Here is a 20,619-nt window from a genome sequence, read left to right as displayed (position 1 = left end):
GCGGAGCGTCCCGGCCGAGGCAGCGCCGTTCGATCGACCTATCGCGTCGCCAGCGAGTAATCGCCCTCGGCGCAGCCCGTCACACTCCAGCCGCCCTCGACCGCCGTCGTCTCGACGTCGGCGATCCCGGTGACGGTGAACTCCGGCTCCGCGTCTCCGGGGATCCAGACCTCGAGTCCGCATCCGCGCTCCTGCGTCGTGCCCGCGAACTCGATCTGCGCCCCGTCGCCACGGAGGGAGGTCAGTGCTCCCGGAGCCGAGCGCGGGTACGCGCGGGTGAGGATCTGCAGCAGGTCGTCGCGGGGTGCAGCGTCGCCGCCGGTCTCGCAGTCCTGCACCATCAGCCCGTTGCCCGTCGGACCGATGCCGTTCTGCGGGTCGCCGCATGCCTGCTTCCACACCCAGTAGGCACTGCCGAGCAGATGGGCGTCCTCGGCGGCGGCATAGCGCTGCAGTCGGTCGACGACGTCCTCCTCCTCGCCCCAGTAGCCGTACTCGCCCGACCACAGCGGTGCGCCGTAACCGGCCGCGACCCGCTCGGCGAGGGTGAACTGGCGGTCCATGCCGACGATCGGCGGGATGCCGAGCGAACGGTCCATCGTCAGCGATTCGGCGTAGAGGTGGGGCGAGAACACGATGTTGGCGTCGTCGGTGAAGGCCGGCGGCGGACCGCTGTCGAACCCGAGCCCCGACCAGAAGATGCTGGGTTCCACGAACACGATCTGCGGGGCTCCCGCCGCACGGATCGCCTCGATGGCGCGGTCGTAGTAGCGGCCGAGGAGGTACGACGTTGTGACGGGAGCCGTCTCGCCGAAGCCGGGCTCGTTGAGCAGGTCGTAACCGGCGATCGACGGCTCGTCGTGGAAGACGGCGGCCAGCCGGCCCCAGGTGTCGACGAGGGCGCTCTGCACGCCGTCGGTGTCGAAGTAGAAATGCTGGAACGCGCGGTTGCCCGCGGGTGAGATGTCGCGCCCCTGGAACTGGCAGCGCGGTGCGTCGTCGGTGATCGTCGCCCACTCGGGTGCGCCGTCGTATCCCCACATCGGATCGGTCCCCGGTCGGCACTGCGTCCCGTCCGCGGTCGCGCCGTTGAACCAGGAGTCCTGGTGCATGTCGAGCACGGTGCGGATGCCGTACTGCTTCGCCCAGTCCACCGCGTCGGTGATGCGCCCGAGGTAGGCCTCGTCGAAGTCTCCGCGTTCGGGCTCGAGCGCCGACCACGACAGGTTGAGCCTCACGACGTTGAAGCCCTGCGCCGAGATCCCGGCGAAGTCGTCCTCGGTCAACGGGCGGGTCGTCGCCACGTCGGGGTCTGGAGCGTAGAAGTCGACGAGCTGGTTGACGTTCACGCCGCGCAGCAGCACCTGGTTGCCGTCGCCATCCGTGATGATGTCTCCCTCGGCGCGGAGGAATCCGGCCGGAGCGGCGACGGATGCCGCCCCCGCTGAAGCCGCACCCGCTGCCGGCAGCACGAGCGCCAGGCTCACGGCGATCACGGCGACGATCGCCGCAGCCAGCTGCAGTGCTCGTGCAGGCCGGCCGGAGCGAACCCTGTCGACGGCGATCGCCGTCACCCCCACGAGCCAGCCGAGGCAGGCTCCGAATGACAACCCGTCGGCGACGGCGATGTATGCGGTCATCGCAGGCCAGAGGTCTCCGCTCAGGCCTCCGTCGACCACCAGGGCGATGACGGCCTGGATGACGCCGACGATGCCGCCGGCGACGAGCGCCGCGAGCCAGCCGCCCAGGAGGCCCGGCACACGGGCGCGCATCCAGCGCAGGCAGAGCGCGGTGACCACGGCGATGAGCAGCACGGCGACCAGCAGGGACAGCGCCCCGCGATCGGCCCGCGCGGCCGGAACCCCCGGCGCGTACGCGGCCCCGGTCCACCACAGTCCGGCCAGCAACGGCGTGAGAGCAGCGAACACGACTGACGGCAGCCAGATCGCCACCGCCGGCGGCCACAGCGACGCCGGAGGGAACGACGTGCGAGTCGCGCGGCCTCCGAACCAGTGGGTGACGGCGGCGACGATGAGAGCGGCCGGTACGGCCTTCGCCGTCACGTAGCCGGCGGCCCACGTCGACAGGCCGAGATTCCACGTCATGACGAGGCAGGTGGCGGCCTGTGCCAGCAGCACGGCAAGCACGAACCCGGCCACCAGGGTCCAGAACCTGTCGCCCGCGCGGATCGTCACCCACCAGGCCACGGCGAGGAGAACGGGAATGAAGACGAGGTACGGAGCGAGGGGCCACACGCCGTCGTCCAGTCGCAGCTGGGCGCCCGAGAACCCCACCAACGCGAGCAGCCCCGTCGGGTCGGCGATCGCCTGGATGACGACGAGAACGAGCAGGGTCGTCAGGGCTGTGGCGGGACGTCGAACCGACTTCATGAGACTCCATCGTCGTGGGGGGCCTGCACAGCATCCGCTATGGCGTGCCAGCTGTCAAAACCCGCGTTCGGGGTCGTCCGCCGCGGGTCCGCCTCGGGTCGTCACGGTCGCCGAAGGAGACGTCATCCGTGCTCGACGGACGACGGCTCCAGCCTGCCGCCGGGAAGGCTCAGTCGGCTGCGGTGACGCCGCGCCCGAAGGTGAACGCGCGGATGACCTGCATCACGCCGAGCACGATGAGCGCGATTCCCGTCACGAGGAACAGCAGTTGGGCACCCCAGACCGGCGCGAACAGCAGGGCGATGCCGGCGACGATGCTCACGATCGCGAAGAAGACCGCCCAGCCCCTCGACGGTGCGTCGCCCAGCTGCACGAGGGTCGTGATCCCCTCGATGATCCACAGCACGCCGATCAGGATGCCGAGGAAGACGGCCAGGAACGCCACGGTGCCGGACAGGTTGGCGAATGCCAGCCCGGCGCCGACCAGGAACAGGAGTCCGAGGAGGATGTCCAGGGTCCTGGTGCCGCCGGAGATCCCGCGGGCGAAAATGCCGATCCCGACGTAGACGAGGCCGGCGACGATGAAGTAGATCCCCAGCAGGATGGCGATGGTGGTCGCCGCCGCCTGAGGCTGGAACGTCACCAGTAGGCCGACGACGAGCGCGACGATCCCACCGACGCCGAGGGCGACGCGGATGGTGTTCACGGCGGACTTGGTGAGTTCAGCCGAGTCGAGAGAGAACGCGCTCAGCGCCGAGCCTGATTCCGTTGGCACCTGATACCTCCTGGTATTCGGTAGTCGAATGCCCTCAGGGTATTGCGGGGCCCCGTGGCGCGCCACCCTCGCGTGTGGCGTGCCGCGTGCGGGGGCTGCTCACGGAGGCCCCGTGCGGGTGGCAGTCAGGCCGAACGTGGCTTCAGAAGGTCGGCGCGATCCGGATGGGCGTCGAACCACTCGGCGACGTACCAGCACATCGGGATGATCCGCAGCCGGGTGGACCGTTCGACGTCGTCGACCGCGTACTCGACCAGTCGACCGGCCAGGCCGTGCCCGCGGAGCCGGGGATTCGTGTACGCCCGTGTCATCGAGATCGAGTCGCCGCGCACGGAGTAGTCGAGGCTCGATGCGATGACGCCGTCGCGCAGCAGCACGTATCGCTGCGCGTCGGGTTCGTTGCTGAACTGGTCCGTCATGATTCGAGGCTACGCCTCGCCTCCTCGGGATGGTCGGCGGCCACCCGACGGCGGATGACGAGGGGGACGCCCACCCACAGGCATAGGGCCACGACAATGACGGCGCCGCCGGCGATCCATCCGGCCGGCGCCGGCAACAGGAAATCGAACAGGAACAGCACGATCCCCGCGAACAGCAGGGAGCTCGCCGCGAGGCAGGCCAGCAGGATGCGGCTTCCCGTGTTCACGAGGGTGGGCTTCGCGTGGCGGCGGAAAAGGAGGCGATGCAGGCTCACCGGCGTGAGCGCGAGCAGCGTGAGAAGCACGGCGCCGACCACCAACGTCAGGTAGACGCCGACGTCGAAGGGGCTGAGCTGATCGAACCGCGACTGGAAGGGAAGGGTCAGCAGGAATCCGGCGAGGATCTGGGTTCCGGTCTGCAGCACCCGGAACTCCTGCAGCAGTTCGTTCCAGTTGCGATCCGACCGCTCGTCGGCGGTCTCGTCGCGCCCGTCATGAAGGTCAGCGTCGGCGCTCAGATCGGGCATGGGGCCTCCGTCCTCGTCGAGGTCACGGTGCCCGAGCGTAGCCGACATCCGTCACTCGTCACGGGTGCCATGCGTCAGGCTCCGACGACGTGTCGCAACGTCGAGGCGTTCCGGACGGCGTTTCCTCCGCCGTCGTTGTTGAAGTAGACGTAGACGTCGCGCCCGTCGTCCGACCATTCGCGCACCCGGGCGGCCCACCACTGGAGGTCGGCGTCGGAGTACGAGCCGCCGTAGAGGTGGTCGTCGTCGGGTCCGTGCATCCGTACGTAGACGATGTCCGCTGTGGCCCGCAGGATGCACGGGAGCCCAGCACCACTCATCACGGTGTACGCGGCCCGATTCTGCTGCAGGATCTCGAACACGTCGTCGCAGTGCCACGACGGATGCCGGAACTCGACGGCGAGCCGCACCCGCGTCGGCATGGCCCGGAGGAAGTAGGACAGCCTGGCGTCGTCGCGGGGCATGCCCGGCGGCAGCTGCACCAGGAGCACCGCACGCGTGTCGCCGAGCTCATGCCAGCCCGCGGCGATCCTCGCGATCCAGTCCTCGGGAGCGTAGAGCTTCTTCGCGTGGGTGAGCCCGCGCGGTGCCTTCACCGACAGCGCGAACCCGTGCGGCAGGCGCTGGTGCCAACTGCGGAAGGCTGCAGGGCGAGGCCAGCGGTAGAAGCTCGCGTTGAGTTCGACGGTCGAGAACCGAGTGACGTAGTTCCCGAGCCGCTCCCGCGGCGGAAGCCCCGGCGCGTACAGCACGTTCTCCCAGTGGTCGTAACTCCACCCCGAGGTTCCGATCCGTATTGCCACGGATGCCGCCCTCAGCTGGTCGTGAGCCGCGGCAGCAGCTCCTTCTCGAAGAAGTCGAAGAAGCCGTCGGGGTCGGGCCCGGCGTTCATCAGGGCGACGTGATCGAAGCCGGCATCAGTGAAGGCGCCGATGACCTCGAGGTGCCGCTCGACGTCGGGCCCGCAGGCGAACTGCTCGCGGATGTCGTCCTCGCGCACGGTGGCTGCAGCGGCCTCGAAGTTCACGGGGTTCGGCAGCTCGGCCAGCACCTTCCAGCCCGCGACCGACCACGCGTTGGTTGTGTGGGCCGCAGTCACGGCGGCCGCCTCCGTCGTCGCCCAGGCGAGAGGAGCCTCGCAGTAGAGGGGTCCGGTGCCCCCAGCGGCGCGGTATCCGGACACCAGCTCCTCCTTCGGCTCGACGGCGAACAGGCCGTCGCCGTGCTCGGCGGCGAGGGCGATGGAGTCGGGACCGCTGACGGCGACGGCCATCGTCGGCAGCACGTCGGGCAGGTCGAAGATGCGGGCGTCCTCGAGCTTGAGGTAGGTGCCGTCGTAGTTCTGGTAGCCGCCCTGCCAGAGCAGGCGGATGATGTCGAGAGCCTCATCGAACATGGCGTGGCGCTCGTGCACTCCCGGGAAGCCGCGGCCGACGATGTGCTCGTTCAGGCGCTCGCCGGACCCGACACCCAGGGTGAACCTACCGTCGGAGAGGAGGGCGAGCGTGGCCGCGGCCTGGGCGATGATCGCGGGGTGGTAGCGAACGCTCGGACAGGTCACGCCGGTCGCGAGCCCCAGCGTCGACGTCTTCGCCGCGATGGCGCTGAGCACGTTCCAGACGAAGGGGGAGTGGCCCTGCGCCTCCACCCACGGATGGAAGTGGTCGCTCATCTCGACGAAGTCGAAGCCAGCCTGTTCGGCGCGTACGGCCTGGCGCACGAGGTCCTGTGGGCCGAAGCCCTCCGCGATGAGCTTGTATCCGATCTTCATGCTTCGACGCTACGCAGACTGCCGAGCGGGACAAGGCGCTTGCCGTGGCAGGCCGCAGGGGTGACAATGCGCCGCTGAACGGCGGCGGGTCAGCCGAGCAGTGCGATCTCGTCGAGTCGGGCCAGGAGATCGGCCGGGTCGTCGAAGACCACCCGGGCTCCGGCATCCGTCAGTGAACCGCTCGCGATCCCTCCGGAGAGAACGGCGTAGGGGGTGACGCCCGCTCGTGCTGCGGCCTTCATGTCCCAGACGGAGTCGCCGATGAAGAATGCGTGGTCAGCCTCGACGCCTGCCCTGGAGAGAGCGACCTGCACGATGTCGGGCTCGGGCTTCGCCGTGTCGACGTCGTCGGCGTTGGTGGTGGCGTGGATGAGGTCGTCTGCGTCGATCACCGGCAGCAGGAGATCGAGTTCCTCCTGCGGGGCCGACGTCGCGAGCACGATGACCACGCCACGGTCGGCGAGAGTGCGCAGCAACTGCGTGACGCCGTCGAACCGGCGCAGCCGCGGCGCGAGCTCGCTGTAGTACCGCGCGTTGAGGGCTGTCGCCTCGGAGGTCCAGGCCTCGCTCTTCTCGCCCACGAGCGAGGACAGCAGCTGGCCGCCGTCCTGACCGATCGATCGATGGATGCGAGCGGCGTCGACATCGGTTCCCAGGTCGTGGAGGGCGTGCTGCCAGGCCTCGACGTGCAGGTAGTTCGAATCGACCAGGGTTCCGTCGATGTCGAAGAGGGCCGCGATCCGTCCTGTCATCGATCTCTCCTCCGGTGCCGTGGCACGTCTCTAGGCGGCGACCGACGGGGTCGGCGGGCCGTTCTCGAGGTGCTCCTCGGTGAGCAGGATGCCGCCGGTCGTGCTCGCCGAACGCAGGATGCTCTCGATCCACTTCGTGTTGAGCTCGGGCTGCACAGGATTCAGGAACTCGAAGCGGATCGGGATCGACGGGTGGATCCAGATGGTCGATCGTCCGGGGGGCTGGTCGCCCGTGTGCACCCAAGAGAAGGTGAAGCTCTCGGCTCGGCGCATCTTCTGGACGATCGCGATCTTCACGTGCGCGAGCGTACGGTCGTTCATCTCGATGGCCACACCGTCGTAGTAGAGAGTTCCCACGCTGCGCACCCTACGCGATTCCTCGGCACTCCGGGGTGCGGCGCTGGGTGGTGCGACGACAGTCGTCGTCGGGGATTTCGTCGTGGATGCCTGTGGCATGTCGTCCTCGTCTCATTCGAGATCGACGCCGAAGCCCAACGTTCCTCCTCAGCTGAGGATACGCCCGATGCGACGCTCGAGCGTCTTAGGCTGGATGCACGCCCATCAGGAAGCACCGATCCGCCCCATGCCCGTCGTCAGCACGACCACCGCCCAGCCTCTCGATTCCGCCGAGATCGCCGCCATCCGGCGCGACTTCCCGGCGCTGGCGCAACAGGTGAACGGGCATCCGCTGGTCTATCTCGACTCCGGCGCGACCTCGCAGAAACCTCGCATCGTGCTCGACGCCGAGCGGGACTACTACGAGAACCGCAATTCCGCCGTGCACCGCGGAGCGCACACCCTGGCTGCCCTCGCCACCGAGGACTTCGAGGAGGCGAGGGAGGTCGTCGCCGCCTTCATCGGGGCATCGGCCGAGGAGGTCGTCTGGACCTCAAACGCGACGGAGGGCATCAACCTGATCGCCTACGCGATCTCGAACGCGAGCCTCGGGCGCGGGGGAGAGGCCGCAGCCCGGTTCAGCCTCGGAGCGGGTGATGAGATCCTCGTGACCGAGCTCGAGCACCACGCCAACCTCATCCCCTGGCAGGAGCTCGCCGCCCGCACCGGTGCGACGATGCGGTTCATCCCCGTCGAGGACGACGGATCGTTGCGCCTCGACGACCTCGACTCCCTGCTCACCGAGCGCACGAAAGTGGTCGCGTTCGCCCATGTGTCGAACGTGCTGGGAACCGTGAGCCCCGTCGAACTCCTCGTGGAGCGCGCCCACGCCGTCGGTGCCATGGTCGTGCTCGACGCCTGCCAATCGGCACCCCACCTGCCCCTCGACGTGCGCGCCCTCGACGTGGACTTCGCCGTGTTCTCCGGGCACAAGATGCTCGCGCCGACCGGCATCGGCGTGCTCTACGGACGCCGCGAGATCCTCGACGCCCTTCCACCCTTCCTCACCGGCGGATCCATGATCACCACCGTCACGATGGAGCGCGCGGAGTACCTGTCGGCGCCGTTGCGCTTCGAGGCCGGAACCCAGCGGGTGTCGCAGGCCATCGCCCTCGCTGCCGCGGTGCGCTACCTCGACGTCATCGGCATGGATCGCATCGCGGCGCACGAGACCGTGCTCGGCCGACGCCTCACCGACGGCCTGTCGACGATCGACGGCGTCCGCATCCTGGGTCCCGTGACCGGGGTCGACAGGGTCGGGCTCGCCAGCATCGACGTGCCCGGCATCCATTCCCACGATCTCGGCCAGTTCCTCGACAGCCTCGGCATCGCCGTGCGGGTCGGTCACCACTGCGCCCAGCCGCTGCACCGCCGCCTCGGCGTCACCTCGTCGACACGGGCGAGCACCTACCTGTACTCGAGCGCCGACGACGTCGACGCCTTCCTCTCCGGTGTCGCCGCCGGCATCGCGTTCTTCGGAGGTGCACGATGAGCGAACTCGCCTCGCTCTACCAGGAGCTCATCCTCGACCACGCCAGACGGCCGCACGGCTTCGGCCTGGTCGAGCATCCGTCGGCCGAATCGCACCAGCTGAACCCCACCTGCGGTGACGAGATCACCCTGCAGCTCAACGTCGCCGACGGCACCGTGACCTCGGTGACCTGGGAGGGGCACGGATGCGCCATCTCTCAGTCGTCGGCCTCGCTGCTGGCCCAGCTCTTCGACGGCCTGCCGGTCTCGGAGCTGGAGCCGCGCATCGACTCCTTCCGCACGATGATGCGCTCCCGCGGAACCGTCGAACCCGACGAGGAGCTCCTCGGCGACGCCGCCGTGCTCAGTGGCGCCTCGAAGTTCATCGCGCGCGTGAAGTGCGCGATGCTCGCCTGGGTCGCCGCCGAAGACGCGCTCAGCAAGCTTCCCGACGCTCCGCGACGCGGCGCCTGAACCGCACGCCGGGCGAGATCCGCCCGGGTCCCGGACGGAGGTGTCCGCTACGGCGCCGTCGGAGCCTGCCCGATGCTGAGCCAGCCGTCTGAATCGTCGCCCTTCGAACCGCGGATGCCGTCGGTCCCGTCGGACTTCATGGCCGCGAGTTGGCGCTCGATGTCGGCCCGTGAGGCCAGCTCCGACAGCTGACGCTCGATGTCGGCATCCGGTGCCGCCGTCAGGTCTTTGAGCGCGCCGCTGGAGAGCAGTTCGTCTGTGGCCTGTGCGCGGGCCTGCATCTGGGCGACCCTGTCGCGGGCGCGATCGAGGCTGACGCCGACGTCGTTCATGTTCGCACCGATGCCGGCCACGGCCTCGTTCGCGCGCACCTGCGCCTCGGAGGCGCTGTAGGTGGCCTTCATCGTCTCCTTCTCGATGCGGAACGCGGCGATCTGCTCGGCCAGCCGGCGTTCCCGCTCCTGAAGCTGAGACGTCTGCTTCTGCAGGGAGGCGTGCTGCTCCTGCAGTTTCGCCACCTGGCCCTCGAGGGCGGCGCGTCGTTCGAGGGCAGCACGCGCGAGATCCTCACGCCCGTGCTCCATGGCCTCGCGCGCCTGGTCGCCGAGGCGCCTGTAGCGGGCGCCCATCTCCTCGCCCTGCAGCTCGATGCGCTTCTTCGCCGTGGCGACTTCGGCGACGGCCTGGCGCACCTGGTGCAGCAGCTTCACCTGCTGCTCGTAGCTGTCGTCGAGCGCGTCGCGCGGGTCCTCCATGCGGTCGAGCGCCTTGGAGGTCTTGGTGCGGAAGATGGTGCGCAACCGTGCTGTGTTGTCGCTCATGACTGGACTCCCTTGTTCTGGAGGCGATCGGTGGGTGAGGGGCGAACGGCCTCGAAGCGGCCGTCCTCGGCGTTGAGATGGCGCAGCTCCTCGACCCCGGCGTGCAGGGCGGCGACCTCACGGTCGACCTCCGCGCGGAGGGCGGCGAGCGATGCGCCGGTCGGATCGCCCAGTCCGGCGGCGACCGATCCTCGCAGACGCTGGATCATCTCGGAGACCTGGTCGACGCGCAGGGTCGCTGCCGGGAGCTCATCGGCCAGGGCGGCTCCATCGGTCTCGGTCTCCAGAAGCCTGAGCTGGGCCTGGAGGGCGACACCCTCGGCCTCGATACGACGGAAGATGCGCGGGAGTTCGCCGCGTCGCCCGTTGCTGCGCACGGCGAGGTCGATGGCCGCTCGCCCGCTCTCGAGTGCGTCGTTGAGCTTGAGCTGCAGGCCGAGCACCTGTCGCTGCGGTCCCCAGCTCAGCCTGGCGCGACCCTTCAGCATGGCTCCGTTCAGGGTGCGACTGCGCCGGATGCGCTTGTAGACCGAGCGCACCACGAGAACGACGGTGGTGACGGATGCGGTGACGATGACCGCGAGCGAGAGGAGGACCGACATGAGCACGTCCATCAGCGCACCCGCCCTGCAGTCTGATTCGAGTCCACGAATACCCCCTCCGTCGGCGTCGTGTGCTCGGCGACGGTGTCGGCGCGCAAACGCGATATAACGCAATCTACGCTCGCTGTGGCTGGAACGTAAGGGCTCTCACGAGATCCCCAGATCCGCGCCTCGGAGAGATCGACGAACGGGCACGGACCGCAACACCGACCGGTGGCAGTGTCGCATCCCGGCTGCGGCATGTCTGTCGACGTAGCCTTACGGGATGGCCCATGCCCACACAGACACGCCCCAGTCCTTCGCTGATCGGCCCTGGCTGAGCTCCTACGCCGATGGTGTTCCCGCCGACATCGACGAGCCGACCGAGACGCTGGTCGACATGCTCGACGCCTCGGTCAAGCGATTCGGATCGAAGGTCGCGCTCGAGTTCTTCGGCGCGCAGACGAGCTACCGCGAGCTGGGCGAGCAGGTGTCGCGGGCCGCGGAGGGGCTGCGTCGGCTCGGCGTCGGCCCCGGCGACAGGGTGGCGCTGGTGCTGCCGAACTGCCCGCAGCACGTCGTGGCCTTCTATGCGGCTCTCCGCCTCGGAGCCATCGTCATCGAGCACAACCCGCTCTACACGGCGCGCGAGCTGAGACACCAGTTCGAGGACCACGGTGCCGGCGTCGCGCTCGTGTGGGACAAGGTCTACGACCTCGTGGCCGACATGCCGACCGACGTCAAGCTCGCGCACATCGTGTCCGTGGACATGACGGATGCCCTTCCGTTCGGCAAGCGCCTCGCCCTCAGGCTGCCGCTCAAGAAGGCCCGCGAATCGCGCGCCGCCATGACCGAAACGCCGCGGGCGCGCAAGGTGTTCACCTGGGGTCGCCTCATCGGAGGTGGGCGGCTGTCGAAGCGCGTCATCCGTCCCGTCATCGACGACACGGCCCTGCTGCAGTACACGAGCGGTACCACCGGCATCCCGAAGGGCGCCATCCTCTCGCACCGCAACCTGCGGGCGAATGCCGCCCAGGGCAGGGCGTGGGTGCCCGGCCTGACTGAGGGCGCCGAGACCTTCTACGGGGTGCTGCCCCTGTTCCATGCCTACGGCATGACCCTGTGCCTCACGTTCGCCATGAGCATCGGCGCCAAGCTGGTGCTGTTCCCGAAGTTCGACCTCGACCTGGTGCTCGGGGCGCTGAAGACGTCGCCGCCGACCTTCCTGCCCGCGGTTCCGCCGATCTACGACGCTCTGGCCCGGGCGACGAGCCGCAAGGGGGTCGACCTCTCCAGCATCCGTTTCGCCATCTCGGGGGCCATGAGCCTGCCTGTCGCGACGGTGACCCGGTGGGAGGAGGTGACCGGCGGGCTGCTCGTCGAGGGCTACGGGATGACGGAGACGTCGCCTGTCGCTCTCGGCAATCCGATCGGGCCGTCCCGTCGGCCCGGCACCGTCGGCGTGCCGTTCCCGAGTACCGACATCCGGGTCGTGGATCCGGATGCGCCGTCCCTGGATCGCGCCTTCGGCGAGCCCGGCGAGTTGCTGCTGCGGGGGCCGCAGGTGTTCCAGGGTTACTGGCGTCGGCCGGCCGACACGCGGGCGACGCTCCTCGAGGGCGGGTGGCTGCGAACCGGCGACATCGTGACGGTGTCGGCGGACGGCTTCGTGACGGTGATCGACAGGGTCAAGGAGATCATCATCACCGGTGGCTTCAACGTGAGCCCATCGGAGGTCGAGGAGGTGCTCCTCAGTCATCCCGACGTCGCGTCGGCCGCCGTCGTCGGCCTGCCTCGAGCCTCGGGCGGGGAGGACGTGACGGCCGCCGTCGTCATGCGGGCCGGCACCAGCTTCGACGGGGGAGCGCTGCGCGACTTCTGTCGCACCAGGCTGGCCGCCTACAAGGTGCCGAAGCGCGTGGTGCAGCTCGATGAACTGCCGACATCGCTCATCGGCAAGGTGCTCCGCAAGAAGGTGCGCGACGGGCTGCTCGGCGACAGCTCGAGCTAGACGTCGACGCCCTCACCGCCGATACGCCTCAGCGCCTCAGTGCATCTGAACCGTGAGAGGCGCGGATGTCCCGACCGAGCGCGCCCGTGTCGGTGCCTCCGAGATCCCCATCGCGTCGGACTCCCGCATGACCTGCATCCCGCTCTCGTTGACCGCCGAGGCGTCGAGTGCGGCCAGCCATTGACGGTTCAGCTCCGGTGGCCGGCTGCCCGAGAAATGGAACTGGATCGGGATCGATGGCGACACCCAGATGCACACGCGTCCTGATCCGAGGCTGGCCGGGTTCGTCCACATGACGTAGAACGACTCCTTGCGCCGCAGCCGCACGCCGGCGGCCACTTTCAGGTGCGCAAGTGTTCGATCGTCGAGTTGATACGCCGTGCCTGCACCGTAGATCAGTTCACCCATGCGTGGAGTATGTCACTAACTTGGTTAGCTAAACGACTTTCACACCGATTCCCAGTAATCCCTTCTCGCCGAACCGTGGCTTCCCTCGGCACTGGGACGAGCTGACCATCCGTCGTCGGTCCAAGCCTGTCAACCCCCAACCTCGCACGCAGCGCTCGACATATGCTCGCTCGATGAGCGACACACCAGAGAACGACCGGGACGACACCATGACCGGTACACCTGAGCCCGGCTCGAACGCGGCCGATGCCGCTGACAACGCCGAGAAGAAGAACGCGTCGACGTCGGCGACGGAGACCGACGTGCACGGCGAGCCCGAGAACCCCTCCGGAGGATGACGGGCCCGCGATCCCGTACGGTGGCGGGATGACCGCTGTTGATGCTCGACCAGAATCCCAGCCGAGCCGACGGGCGGCAGTGATCTACAACCCCGTCAAGCTCGACGCCGACGCCGTCCGGCCGCAGCTCGCCGCCATCGAGGCTGAGGCCGGGTGGGGGCCGGCGCTCTGGCTGGAGACCACGGTCGATGATCCCGGCGCCGGGCAGGCTGCCCAAGCGCTCGCCGACGAGGTGGACGTCGTGATCGCCGCCGGTGGTGACGGAACGGTTCGCGTCGTGGCCGAGGCGCTCCGCGGCTCGGGTGTGCCACTGGCGCTGTTGCCGTCGGGCACGGGCAATCTCCTCGCCCGCAACCTCGAGCTCACGCTCGACGACTCCGAGCATTCCCTCCGCACGGCCCTGACCGGCACTGATCGCCCCATCGACATGGCTGTCATCGACATCCGCGGCGACGACGGCACGACCAGCCGCCACGCCTACCTCGTGATGGCGGGGCTCGGGCTCGATGCGAAGATGCTGGCCAACACCGATGACGACCTCAAGGCGAAAGCTGGCTGGCTCGCCTACGTGAAGGCGATCGGCCTGGCGCTGCGCGACAAGAACCAGTTGCGCCTGCGCTACAACCTCGATGGTCGGGGGAACCGTTCACTGCGCGCCCACACCATCATGGTCGGCAACTGCGGGTCGCTGCCGGCGAACATCCTGCTGCTGCCGGATGCCGCCGTCGACGACGGCGAGTTCGACATCGTCGTGCTGCGACCGGAGGGCTTCTTCGGCTGGGTGCAGATCATGACGAAGATCTTCTGGGAGAACGGCGTTCTCCGTCGTACCACCGCTGGTCGACGCCTGATGGGTCTCACCAAAGAGGTACGCGCCCTCAACTACCTGAAGGGCAAGGAACTCGTGGTGTCGTTGAGTCGGGCCGAGCAGATCCAGCTCGACGGCGACTCCTTCGGTGAGGCACGAGCGTTCAAGACCTGGGTCGATCCGCTCAGCCTGATCGTGCGGATGCCGCCCGAGGGGTGATCTCGAGCGGCATCCGGTCGTCTACTTCGTCGGCACGGGTCCGAACATCGCCTCGACGTCAGCGAGTTCCATCTCGGCCGTCGCCTGGATGAGCTCCATGAGGTCGGCGTCGAGCCCCGGCGAGAACTCCTCGAGCCGCTCCGGCGAGATCGTCGACGGAACGCCCTCCGGCGCCTGTTCGGTCGCGTCGAGCTTCGAGCCGTCCTTCGACGGCGACATGCCCTGGAAGATGCGGCCGGCCTCGGACTTGCCCTCGAGGTCGAAGCTGTACTGCTTGGACTGCAGGCCCAGGTCGAGGAGCTTCTTCACCTCGGGGAACTGCTCGGCGTTCGTCTTCGGGATGGGCAGCAGCTTGTTCCAGTCGACTCCGAGCGACTCGAGTGCCTTGGCGTAGGCGTTCTCGTGGGCCTGGTCGCGCACGATCAGGTAGGCGACGGTCGAACGCGCGGTCTTGTTGTCGGTCATCTCGTAGATGCGGCACTTCTGCAGGCGTCCGGTCGACTCGAGCATGAGGTTGTAGAGCAGGTCGAGGGGCAGATTGCCGGAGTTGTAGACGTAGCTGCCGCTCCACGGGTTGCCGACGGAGTCGACGGGCAGGGCACCCTGTGCACCGACCAGGTAGTGATGGATGTTGCCCTCGCTCAGCGCGAGGTTGAGCGGGATCGCTCCGCCGGCGCCGGGGGTGTCGAGCGGGTCCGTGAGCTTGCCCGTGTAGCGGGGCGAGCCGTCGAGCAGGCGCGAGATCGTGGTTCCGATGAGCTCGACGTGGCTGATCTCCTCGGTGCCGATGCCCTGGATCAGGTCGCGGTAGGGCTTCGCTGCAGCCCCGCGGAAGTTGATGCTCTGGAACAGGTACTGCATCATCGTGCGCATCTCGCCGAACTGACCGCCGAGCCCTTCCTGCAGAGCATTGGCTGCCGCCGGATCCGGCTCATCCGCTGCGATCTCGTTGATGTAACGCTGTGCGTGGAAGTACATGGACGTCCCCTCAGATGATCCCGCGTCGTCGCGAGGTGGGGCAAACGTACGTCCGGACGGCGGTGCCCACTCCGGGCTTGACAACTGCCCGGCGTCGGGCCTCGGGAGTGTCATAGTGTCGATTCGTGCCCTTCGATCCAGAACACCCGGAGCGCGCGGAACGGCCGGCGCTCTCGGCCGAGGCCGTCGACCTCCTCATCGCCCGCATCACTTCGCTGACGGATGCGGCGGGTCGGCGGTTGCTCATCGGCATCACCGGCAGCCCCGGAAGCGGCAAGACGACGCTGGCGAAGGCTGTCGTCGACAGGATCAACGGCGGCGGTCCGGATGCCGACCCCCACGTGGGTTCCGACGTGCCGGGCACCGCCGTCCACCTCCCGATGGACGGCTACCATCTCGCCAATTCCACGCTCGATCGCCTCGGCATCCACGACAGGAAGGGTGCCATCGAGACCTTCGACGGCTGGGGATTCGTCGCCCTCCTCGACAGGCTGCGGTCCGAGAGCGGGCACACCGTCTACGCGCCGAGCTTCAAGCGCCGGGTCGACGAGGGCGTCGCCGGCGAGATCGCGGTCGACGACTCGGCCACGATCGTCGTGATCGAGGGCAACTACCTGCTCTCGGACGTCGAGCCGTGGAGCGGCATCCGGGACCGCCTCGACGCAGCGTGGTTCTGTGCGACCCCGCAGGACGAGCGCGAGCGCCGCCTGATCGATCGACACACCCGCCACGGACGCACCCCCGAGGCGGCCACGGCGTGGGCACGCGACGTCGACGGTGCCAACGCCGTGCTGATCGAGCGCTCACGGGAACGCGCCGAGCTCGTGATCTCCGGCGTCACAGGCGAGGTCGTGGCCGACGTCGTCTAGCGCCGATGCGCCCTGTGCCCTGTGCCGCACGCGCCCGTCAGACGATGTGGATCGTCACGTCGTCGACCCAGAGGGCCGAGGCGAGCAGGACGGCGAGGCTCCCGGTCACGGCAAGGAGGCCGGGATGGGCGAGCCCGACCACGACCGCATGGGTGCGGGGAGTGCCCTCGAGGAACCCGTCGGGCAGTCGGGTGCCCTTCGGGTGTGCACTCCACCCGCGCAATCGAGACAGGTACCAGGCGTAGCGGAAGGTCAGCACCAGCCAGAGGAACAGCACGACCACGGGGACCGCGGCCAGAAGCCAGCTCGCCCCGATGCCCAGGGTGGCGTTCTCGCTGCCCTTCCCCTCGCTCTGGAGCTGTGCGGCGATGGTCGCGCTCAGCACCACCGAGATCGTCCACGCGACGAAGGCGAAGGTGTAGCCGGCGAAGCGGCCGAAGAAGTGGGAGAGCACGGATTCCGGTCGCTCCAGGTGGGAGTGCGGGGTCTCGCTCAAGACGACGACTGTCGCCGCGAAGCTCGGAAGGACCGCGATCACGACGAGCACCACCCAGATCACGGCGTGCAGGGCGAAGTGGTCGGCGACGAACAGCAGCGCCACCCAGAACGCCGCCCAGATCCATCCGGCGGCGAGAGCGTGCTCCACCAGCCACCCGGGGTGGTGGTGCTCCATGCCACGGGCGAGACAGCCCGCCGGGGTGCGCGCCGATGCGCGCGGCAACGCTGCAGCGTCGGTCGGCGCCTGAGGCCGGTCGTCCCGGTTCGGTTCGTCCATCGACCCCATCCTGCCGTGCGCCGGTCGGTTACAGGTCATCCGTGCCTAGGCTGATGAGCATGTCGGATGCCGCCATCGAGCCGTTCAGTCCACACGCCGACCCTGCCGCCCTCGCCGATCTGCGCGCGCGACTGGTCGCGACACGCTGGCCCGATGCCCCCGACGATGCCGGGTGGTCGCTCGGCACCGACCTCGACTACCTGCGGGAGCTGGTCGCCTACTGGGTCGACGGCTTCGACTGGGCGGCGCAGGAGGCCGCATTGGCCCGCCTGCCGCGCTTCAGGGTGCGGGTGGGCGGGCTCGGCATCCATGTGGTGCACGCTGCCGCGGCTCCGGCATCCCCCTCCGCCCTCCCGCTCATCCTGACGCACGGCTGGCCGGATTCGTTCTGGCGCTTCTCGAAGGTGATCCCGCTGCTCACCGATCCCGCAGCGCACGGCGGCGACCCCGCCGATGCCTTCGAGGTGATCGTGCCCGACATGCCGGGCTTCGGCTACTCGGAGCATCCGTCGGCCCCGCTCGACTCACGGGCCGTGGCCGGACTCTGGGCCGAGCTGATGGGCACGCTCGGGCATGAGCGGTTCGGCGCGGCCGGCGGCGACATCGGCAGTCACGTCAGCCGCTATCTGGCCCTCGATCACCCCGACAGGGTGGTGGCCGTGCATCGAACCGATGCCGGCATCCCCTCGCCCGGCGTCGACCTCTCGGAGCTCGCCCCCGACGAGCGCGCGCTGGTCGCTGACGCCGCGTCGTGGAATGCGGCGGAGGGGGCCTACGGGGCGATGCACCGCACCAAGCCGCAGACGGCGGCGTTCGGCCTCACCGATTCTCCCGTCGGACTTGCGGCGTGGATCGTCGAGAAGATGCGGGCTTGGAGCGACTGCGGCGGAGACATCGAGCGCAGTTTCACGAAGGACGAGATCCTCACGAACGTCACGATCTACTGGCTCACGGGCAGCATCGGCTCGTCGATGCGGATGTACAACGCGAACTCGAAGCTGCCGCCCGAGCAGCTCGCCCGACGTGTCGAGGTGCCGTCGGGCTTCTCGATCTTCCCGGCGGACATCGTGCGCCCGCCGCGAGCCTGGCTCGAGCGCACCGCGAACGTCGTGCGGGCGACGGAGCCGGAGCGCGGCGGGCACTTCGCCGCCTTCGAGGAACCGGAGCTCTACGCACGGGAGTTGCGCGAGTTCTTCAGGCCCTTCCGGCAGTAGGCGTAGGCGCGGGAGCCGTCAGGCCGATGTCTCCACCCACTCGAACCCGTCGGGGTCGGTGAACGCACCACCGTCGCCCGCTATGCCGAGTCGGTGCGATCCGCTGCCGTCCGGCGTGACACCGGCTGCCTTGGCGAGGGCCTTGCGACTGTAGAGGCCCAGCTTGACCCCGCTCGACGCCAGGTCGAACTCGGTGTACGCACCGAAGCTCTTGCCGACCTTCAGGCCGCGCTCGACGTAGAAGCGCTTGGTCGCCTTGACGTCGGCGGCGGCGAGCAGCAGCACGACCTCGTCGATCCGACGGGTCTCCGGTCCGGTCTCCTTCTTCGCGGACGTGGCGATCTGCCAGATCGCGCCGTCCGGCGCCTGCACCACGCCGCCGTGACCCCACAGCGACTTCTGGGCGGGCTTGACCAGGGTCGCGCCGGCGGCGACGGCGGAGTCGACGAGGCTGATGACGGTCGACGGCTGCGCGACGATGAGCGACAGCGTGTAGCCGCGGAAGCCGGAGGATGGCGCGGCCGCATCCGTCACAGCTCGAAGTCGCAGCTGGGGGATGGAGCCGAAGGCGGCGGCGTAGAACTGCTCCGCGGCCGCGGTGTCGGGAACGTCGAGGACGACCGAGTCGATGGTGCTGAGTGCTGTGGTGGTGTTCATGACCATCACGCTAGGCGGGGGAGTATGCGCGCTGCTTCTCCGATCCTGCTCCATCGGCGCGCAGCGTCGTGGGCCATGCAAGAAGGGAGGGCCGGGGGCAATGTGCTCCCAACCCTCCCTGTCTCTGCGGCTCAGTGCCTCAGATGCTCAGCCCGTGGCCGAAACGGAACAGCGGGTCCTTCGTGTCGAACGGCACGTCCTCCCGGCTGGCCTCGACGGCGGCCATGCTCGATGGCAGGTCGAACGGCAGCCGGCCTTTCGCCTCGGCCGCACCCGTGAGCACGTCGAGGAGGGCGCGGGCGTTCGCGCCGTAGTTCCCGACGATCGCGACAGGGGCGCCGGGCTCGGCGACGATCGGCGTCAGGATCGCCGGGCGATCGAGGTGCACGTCGACGATGGTGGGAACGGATGCCGCCACCTCGCGCAGGTGCTCGACGGCCTCGTCGGTGAAGTCGAGCGATCCCTGGTGGAAGAAGTTCTCGAACATCGTGCCGCGCACCTCGAAGGGAGCCTGCGTGCGGATGATCGCGACGTCGGCGTCCGACGGCGAGTCGACGACAATGCCGTACTCGCCGGCGACTGCCGCGTCGATGCCCTCGACGTAGAGGCGCAGCCCCGTCGCAAGCGGCAGAGCCGGCGTTCCGGCATCCGTCACCGAGTTCGTCAGCACCGTGATCGAGGCGCGCTGGGCGGCCTCGCCGGCTGCGACGAACTCGGCCGAGCCGACGACGACACCGGCCTTCTCGATGTCGACGTAGGGCTGCTCGAACAGTCCGAGCACGAACTTCTCGCGCAGCAGCCTGCGTGCGGACTCGTCGAGGCGGGCCTCGCTGATCTCACCGGACTCGACGAGCTCGATGAGCAGTTCGGGGATGGCCTCGCCGCCGAACTGGTCGACGCCGGCCTCGATGACCTTCACCATGCGCTCGCGCGGGGTCAGGTGCTCGACGCCCCAGGCGCGGGCCGGGAAGGGCTGTCCGAAGATCTCGGAGTCCGAGATGAGTCCCCAGTCGGTGCAGACGATGCCGTCGAAGCCGTAGCGCTCACGCAGCAGGCCCGTGATCACGCTCTTGTTGAAGCCGAAGCCGACCTCCTCGTACTCGGTGCCGACGGGCATGCCGTAGTACGGCATGATCTGGCTGGTGCCGGCCGCGAACGCCGCCTCGAAGGGCTTGAGGTGCAGCTCGAACTCGCCACCGGGATAGACCTGCTCGCGACCGTAGGCGAAGTGGGCGTCCTCGCCGTTCATCTGCGGGCCGCCACCCGGGAAGTGCTTGGTCATGGTCGAGACCGATGCGGTGCCGAGGGCGTCGCCCTGGAAGCCGCGGATGTAGGCGGCTCCGAGGGCGCTCGTGAGGTCGGCGTCCTCACCGAAGGTGGCGACCTGGCGGCCCCAGCGCGGTTCGGTGGCGAGGTCGATCTGCGGATGCAGGGCGACGCGGATGCCGACGGCCGTGTACTCCTGCCGCGCGATGTCGGCGAACCTCTCGACCAGGGCCTCGTCGCGGATGGCGGCGAGTCCGATCGTCTCGGGCCAGCTCGAGAACGGGCCCGACAGCATGCCGGCGAGCGGGTTGTCGCTGAACGAGTGCCGCGGATCGGTGGAGATCGTCACGGGGATGCCGAGACGGGTGGATGCGGCCAGCTCCTGCAGCTTGTTGTGCCAGGCCGCCATGAGCTCGGCCGAGGGGGCCGAGCCGAGCACGTTGAAGTGCGTCATGCCGGTTCCGATGACCATGTCCTCGTTGGAGCGCAGCCCGAACGTGGGATCGGCCGGGGCGAGCTCGCCGTCCTGGCTCATGGCGATCATGGTCTGGAAGAACAGGCCGGCCTTCTCCTCGAGCGTCATCTGGCCGAGCAGGTTCTCCACGCGCTCCTCGATCGGGAGGCCGGCGTCGCGGTAGGTGGGGTCGACGGGTGCTGAGCCGGCGGCATCCGTCACGGTGGAATCGATGGTGTCTGTCAT

The 20,619-nt window shown here is 68.8% G+C and carries 22 protein-coding genes; 7 read left to right on the top strand and 15 right to left on the bottom strand.

Annotated features, from left to right (window positions below; translation table 11 throughout):
- Positions 1 to 38 precede the first annotated feature (38 nt).
- The 8 genes from ASF30_RS04170 to ASF30_RS04135 form a co-directional block, all read right to left on the bottom strand.
- Positions 39 to 2,390, bottom strand: a complete 2,352-nt coding sequence (locus tag ASF30_RS04170) for a cellulase family glycosylhydrolase (RefSeq protein WP_055901817.1) — start codon at positions 2,388 to 2,390, stop codon at positions 39 to 41.
- Positions 2,391 to 2,559: 169 nt separating this feature from the next.
- Positions 2,560 to 3,165 carry an HdeD family acid-resistance protein gene (locus ASF30_RS04165; protein WP_235480258.1) on the bottom strand — a complete coding sequence of 202 codons (606 nt, stop codon included), beginning with the start codon at positions 3,163 to 3,165 and terminating at the stop codon, positions 2,560 to 2,562.
- 125 nt (positions 3,166 to 3,290) lie between these two features.
- Positions 3,291 to 3,584 carry a GNAT family N-acetyltransferase gene (locus tag ASF30_RS04160; protein ID WP_055901814.1) on the bottom strand — a complete coding sequence of 98 codons (294 nt, stop codon included), beginning with the start codon at positions 3,582 to 3,584 and terminating at the stop codon, positions 3,291 to 3,293.
- Positions 3,581 to 4,111, bottom strand: a complete 531-nt coding sequence (locus ASF30_RS04155; protein WP_055902492.1) for a DUF6328 family protein — start codon at positions 4,109 to 4,111, stop codon at positions 3,581 to 3,583. Before ASF30_RS04155 ends, ASF30_RS04160 begins: the two co-directional genes overlap by 4 nt.
- Positions 4,112 to 4,185: 74 nt before the next feature.
- Positions 4,186 to 4,914 (bottom strand): DUF72 domain-containing protein, encoded by a 729-nt coding sequence (locus ASF30_RS04150; protein WP_055901811.1) that lies wholly within the window; start codon positions 4,912 to 4,914, stop codon positions 4,186 to 4,188.
- Positions 4,915 to 4,925: 11 nt separating this feature from the next.
- Positions 4,926 to 5,882 carry a TIGR03557 family F420-dependent LLM class oxidoreductase gene (locus ASF30_RS04145; RefSeq protein ID WP_055901808.1) on the bottom strand — a complete coding sequence of 319 codons (957 nt, stop codon included), beginning with the start codon at positions 5,880 to 5,882 and terminating at the stop codon, positions 4,926 to 4,928.
- 89 nt (positions 5,883 to 5,971) lie between these two features.
- A complete protein-coding gene (locus ASF30_RS04140; RefSeq protein WP_055901805.1) occupies positions 5,972 to 6,634 on the bottom strand; it encodes an HAD family hydrolase in 663 nt (220 codons plus the stop codon).
- Positions 6,635 to 6,664: 30 nt separating this feature from the next.
- Positions 6,665 to 6,991: a DUF7882 family protein gene (locus tag ASF30_RS04135; protein WP_055902490.1), complete on the bottom strand. Its 327-nt coding sequence runs from the start codon at positions 6,989 to 6,991 to the stop codon at positions 6,665 to 6,667.
- Between the two features lie 226 nt (positions 6,992 to 7,217).
- Here ASF30_RS04135 and ASF30_RS04130 point away from each other — a divergent pair, with 226 nt between their 5' ends.
- Both ASF30_RS04130 and sufU read left to right on the top strand, forming a co-directional pair.
- Positions 7,218 to 8,522, top strand: coding sequence for a SufS family cysteine desulfurase (locus tag ASF30_RS04130; RefSeq protein WP_055901802.1), 1,305 nt, complete (start codon positions 7,218 to 7,220; stop codon positions 8,520 to 8,522).
- On the top strand, positions 8,519 to 8,974 hold the full coding sequence (sufU, locus tag ASF30_RS04125; RefSeq protein ID WP_055901799.1) for a Fe-S cluster assembly sulfur transfer protein SufU: 456 nt from the start codon (positions 8,519 to 8,521) through the stop codon (positions 8,972 to 8,974). Before ASF30_RS04130 ends, sufU begins: the two co-directional genes overlap by 4 nt.
- A 47-nt stretch (positions 8,975 to 9,021) precedes the next feature.
- On the opposite strand, the gene ASF30_RS04120 is transcribed toward sufU, so the two are convergent.
- The gene (locus tag ASF30_RS04120; protein ID WP_082467427.1) at positions 9,022 to 9,795 is read right to left on the bottom strand and encodes a PspA/IM30 family protein; all 774 of its coding nucleotides are present in this window, start codon (positions 9,793 to 9,795) and stop codon (positions 9,022 to 9,024) included.
- On the bottom strand, positions 9,792 to 10,397 hold the full coding sequence (locus ASF30_RS04115; RefSeq protein WP_157496939.1) for a hypothetical protein: 606 nt from the start codon (positions 10,395 to 10,397) through the stop codon (positions 9,792 to 9,794). The genes ASF30_RS04120 and ASF30_RS04115 overlap by 4 nt, the downstream gene beginning before the upstream one ends.
- A gap of 265 nt (positions 10,398 to 10,662) precedes the next feature.
- On the opposite strand from ASF30_RS04115, the gene ASF30_RS04110 reads away from it, so the two are divergent.
- Complete coding sequence (locus ASF30_RS04110; protein WP_055901794.1) at positions 10,663 to 12,387, top strand: long-chain-fatty-acid--CoA ligase; 1,725 nt, start codon at positions 10,663 to 10,665, stop codon at positions 12,385 to 12,387.
- A gap of 36 nt (positions 12,388 to 12,423) precedes the next feature.
- On the opposite strand, the gene ASF30_RS04105 is transcribed toward ASF30_RS04110, so the two are convergent.
- Positions 12,424 to 12,795, bottom strand: a complete 372-nt coding sequence (locus ASF30_RS04105; protein WP_055901792.1) for a DUF7882 family protein — start codon at positions 12,793 to 12,795, stop codon at positions 12,424 to 12,426.
- A gap of 173 nt (positions 12,796 to 12,968) precedes the next feature.
- Here ASF30_RS04105 and ASF30_RS22535 point away from each other — a divergent pair, with 173 nt between their 5' ends.
- On the top strand, positions 12,969 to 13,133 hold the full coding sequence (locus ASF30_RS22535) for a hypothetical protein (protein WP_157496937.1): 165 nt from the start codon (positions 12,969 to 12,971) through the stop codon (positions 13,131 to 13,133).
- Between the two features lie 28 nt (positions 13,134 to 13,161).
- A complete protein-coding gene (locus tag ASF30_RS04100) occupies positions 13,162 to 14,160 on the top strand; it encodes a diacylglycerol/lipid kinase family protein (protein WP_055901790.1) in 999 nt (332 codons plus the stop codon).
- 21 nt (positions 14,161 to 14,181) lie between these two features.
- Here the strand turns inward: ASF30_RS04100 and ASF30_RS04095 are convergent, their stop codons facing one another.
- On the bottom strand, positions 14,182 to 15,138 hold the full coding sequence (locus ASF30_RS04095; RefSeq protein ID WP_055901788.1) for a manganese catalase family protein: 957 nt from the start codon (positions 15,136 to 15,138) through the stop codon (positions 14,182 to 14,184).
- A 125-nt stretch (positions 15,139 to 15,263) separates the two neighbouring features.
- On the opposite strand from ASF30_RS04095, the gene ASF30_RS04090 reads away from it, so the two are divergent.
- Positions 15,264 to 16,007 (top strand): nucleoside/nucleotide kinase family protein, encoded by a 744-nt coding sequence (locus ASF30_RS04090; RefSeq protein WP_055901784.1) that lies wholly within the window; start codon positions 15,264 to 15,266, stop codon positions 16,005 to 16,007.
- A 37-nt stretch (positions 16,008 to 16,044) separates the two neighbouring features.
- Here ASF30_RS04090 and ASF30_RS04085 read toward each other — a convergent pair whose 3' ends face one another.
- A complete protein-coding gene (locus tag ASF30_RS04085) occupies positions 16,045 to 16,782 on the bottom strand; it encodes a hypothetical protein (protein WP_055901781.1) in 738 nt (245 codons plus the stop codon).
- 59 nt (positions 16,783 to 16,841) lie between these two features.
- Between ASF30_RS04085 and ASF30_RS04080 the strand changes: the two genes are divergently transcribed.
- Entirely contained in the window at positions 16,842 to 17,996 is a 1,155-nt protein-coding gene (locus ASF30_RS04080) for an epoxide hydrolase family protein (protein WP_055901778.1), read from the top strand.
- Positions 17,997 to 18,014: 18 nt separating this feature from the next.
- Here the strand turns inward: ASF30_RS04080 and ASF30_RS04075 are convergent, their stop codons facing one another.
- Positions 18,015 to 18,653: a hypothetical protein gene (locus tag ASF30_RS04075; protein ID WP_055902488.1), complete on the bottom strand. Its 639-nt coding sequence runs from the start codon at positions 18,651 to 18,653 to the stop codon at positions 18,015 to 18,017.
- A gap of 139 nt (positions 18,654 to 18,792) precedes the next feature.
- Positions 18,793 to 20,619 carry a glycoside hydrolase family 3 protein gene (locus tag ASF30_RS04070; RefSeq protein WP_055901776.1) on the bottom strand — a complete coding sequence of 609 codons (1,827 nt, stop codon included), beginning with the start codon at positions 20,617 to 20,619 and terminating at the stop codon, positions 18,793 to 18,795.

Origin of the sequence: Leifsonia sp. Leaf264 (assembly GCF_001422325.1) — a bacterium.
Classification (GTDB): Bacteria; Actinomycetota; Actinomycetes; order Actinomycetales; family Microbacteriaceae; genus Orlajensenia.
This window is presented reverse-complemented; position numbering and strand designations above follow the sequence as displayed.

Excerpts from the sequence above, each read along its gene's own strand:
- ASF30_RS04070 (WP_055901776.1), bottom strand. The coding sequence starts at position 20,619 with ATGACAGACACCATCGATTCCACCGTGACGGATGCCGCCGGCTCAGCA.
- ASF30_RS04170 (WP_055901817.1), bottom strand. The coding sequence starts at position 2,390 with ATGAAGTCGGTTCGACGTCCCGCCACAGCCCTGACGACCCTGCTCGTT.
- ASF30_RS04155 (WP_055902492.1), bottom strand. The coding sequence starts at position 4,111 with ATGCCCGATCTGAGCGCCGACGCTGACCTTCATGACGGGCGCGACGAG.
- ASF30_RS04100 (WP_055901790.1), top strand. The coding sequence starts at position 13,162 with ATGACCGCTGTTGATGCTCGACCAGAATCCCAGCCGAGCCGACGGGCG.
- ASF30_RS04115 (WP_157496939.1), bottom strand. The coding sequence starts at position 10,397 with ATGTCGGTCCTCCTCTCGCTCGCGGTCATCGTCACCGCATCCGTCACC.
- ASF30_RS04110 (WP_055901794.1), top strand. The coding sequence starts at position 10,663 with ATGGCCCATGCCCACACAGACACGCCCCAGTCCTTCGCTGATCGGCCC.
- ASF30_RS04160 (WP_055901814.1), bottom strand. The coding sequence starts at position 3,584 with ATGACGGACCAGTTCAGCAACGAACCCGACGCGCAGCGATACGTGCTG.
- ASF30_RS04140 (WP_055901805.1), bottom strand. The coding sequence starts at position 6,634 with ATGACAGGACGGATCGCGGCCCTCTTCGACATCGACGGAACCCTGGTC.
- ASF30_RS04145 (WP_055901808.1), bottom strand. The coding sequence starts at position 5,882 with ATGAAGATCGGATACAAGCTCATCGCGGAGGGCTTCGGCCCACAGGAC.
- ASF30_RS04095 (WP_055901788.1), bottom strand. The coding sequence starts at position 15,138 with ATGTACTTCCACGCACAGCGTTACATCAACGAGATCGCAGCGGATGAG.
- ASF30_RS04080 (WP_055901778.1), top strand. The coding sequence starts at position 16,842 with ATGTCGGATGCCGCCATCGAGCCGTTCAGTCCACACGCCGACCCTGCC.
- ASF30_RS04105 (WP_055901792.1), bottom strand. The coding sequence starts at position 12,795 with ATGGGTGAACTGATCTACGGTGCAGGCACGGCGTATCAACTCGACGAT.
- ASF30_RS04075 (WP_055902488.1), bottom strand. The coding sequence starts at position 18,653 with ATGAACACCACCACAGCACTCAGCACCATCGACTCGGTCGTCCTCGAC.
- ASF30_RS04120 (WP_082467427.1), bottom strand. The coding sequence starts at position 9,795 with ATGAGCGACAACACAGCACGGTTGCGCACCATCTTCCGCACCAAGACC.
- sufU (WP_055901799.1), top strand. The coding sequence starts at position 8,519 with ATGAGCGAACTCGCCTCGCTCTACCAGGAGCTCATCCTCGACCACGCC.
- ASF30_RS04130 (WP_055901802.1), top strand. The coding sequence starts at position 7,218 with ATGCCCGTCGTCAGCACGACCACCGCCCAGCCTCTCGATTCCGCCGAG.
- ASF30_RS22535 (WP_157496937.1), top strand. The coding sequence starts at position 12,969 with ATGAGCGACACACCAGAGAACGACCGGGACGACACCATGACCGGTACA.
- ASF30_RS04085 (WP_055901781.1), bottom strand. The coding sequence starts at position 16,782 with ATGGACGAACCGAACCGGGACGACCGGCCTCAGGCGCCGACCGACGCT.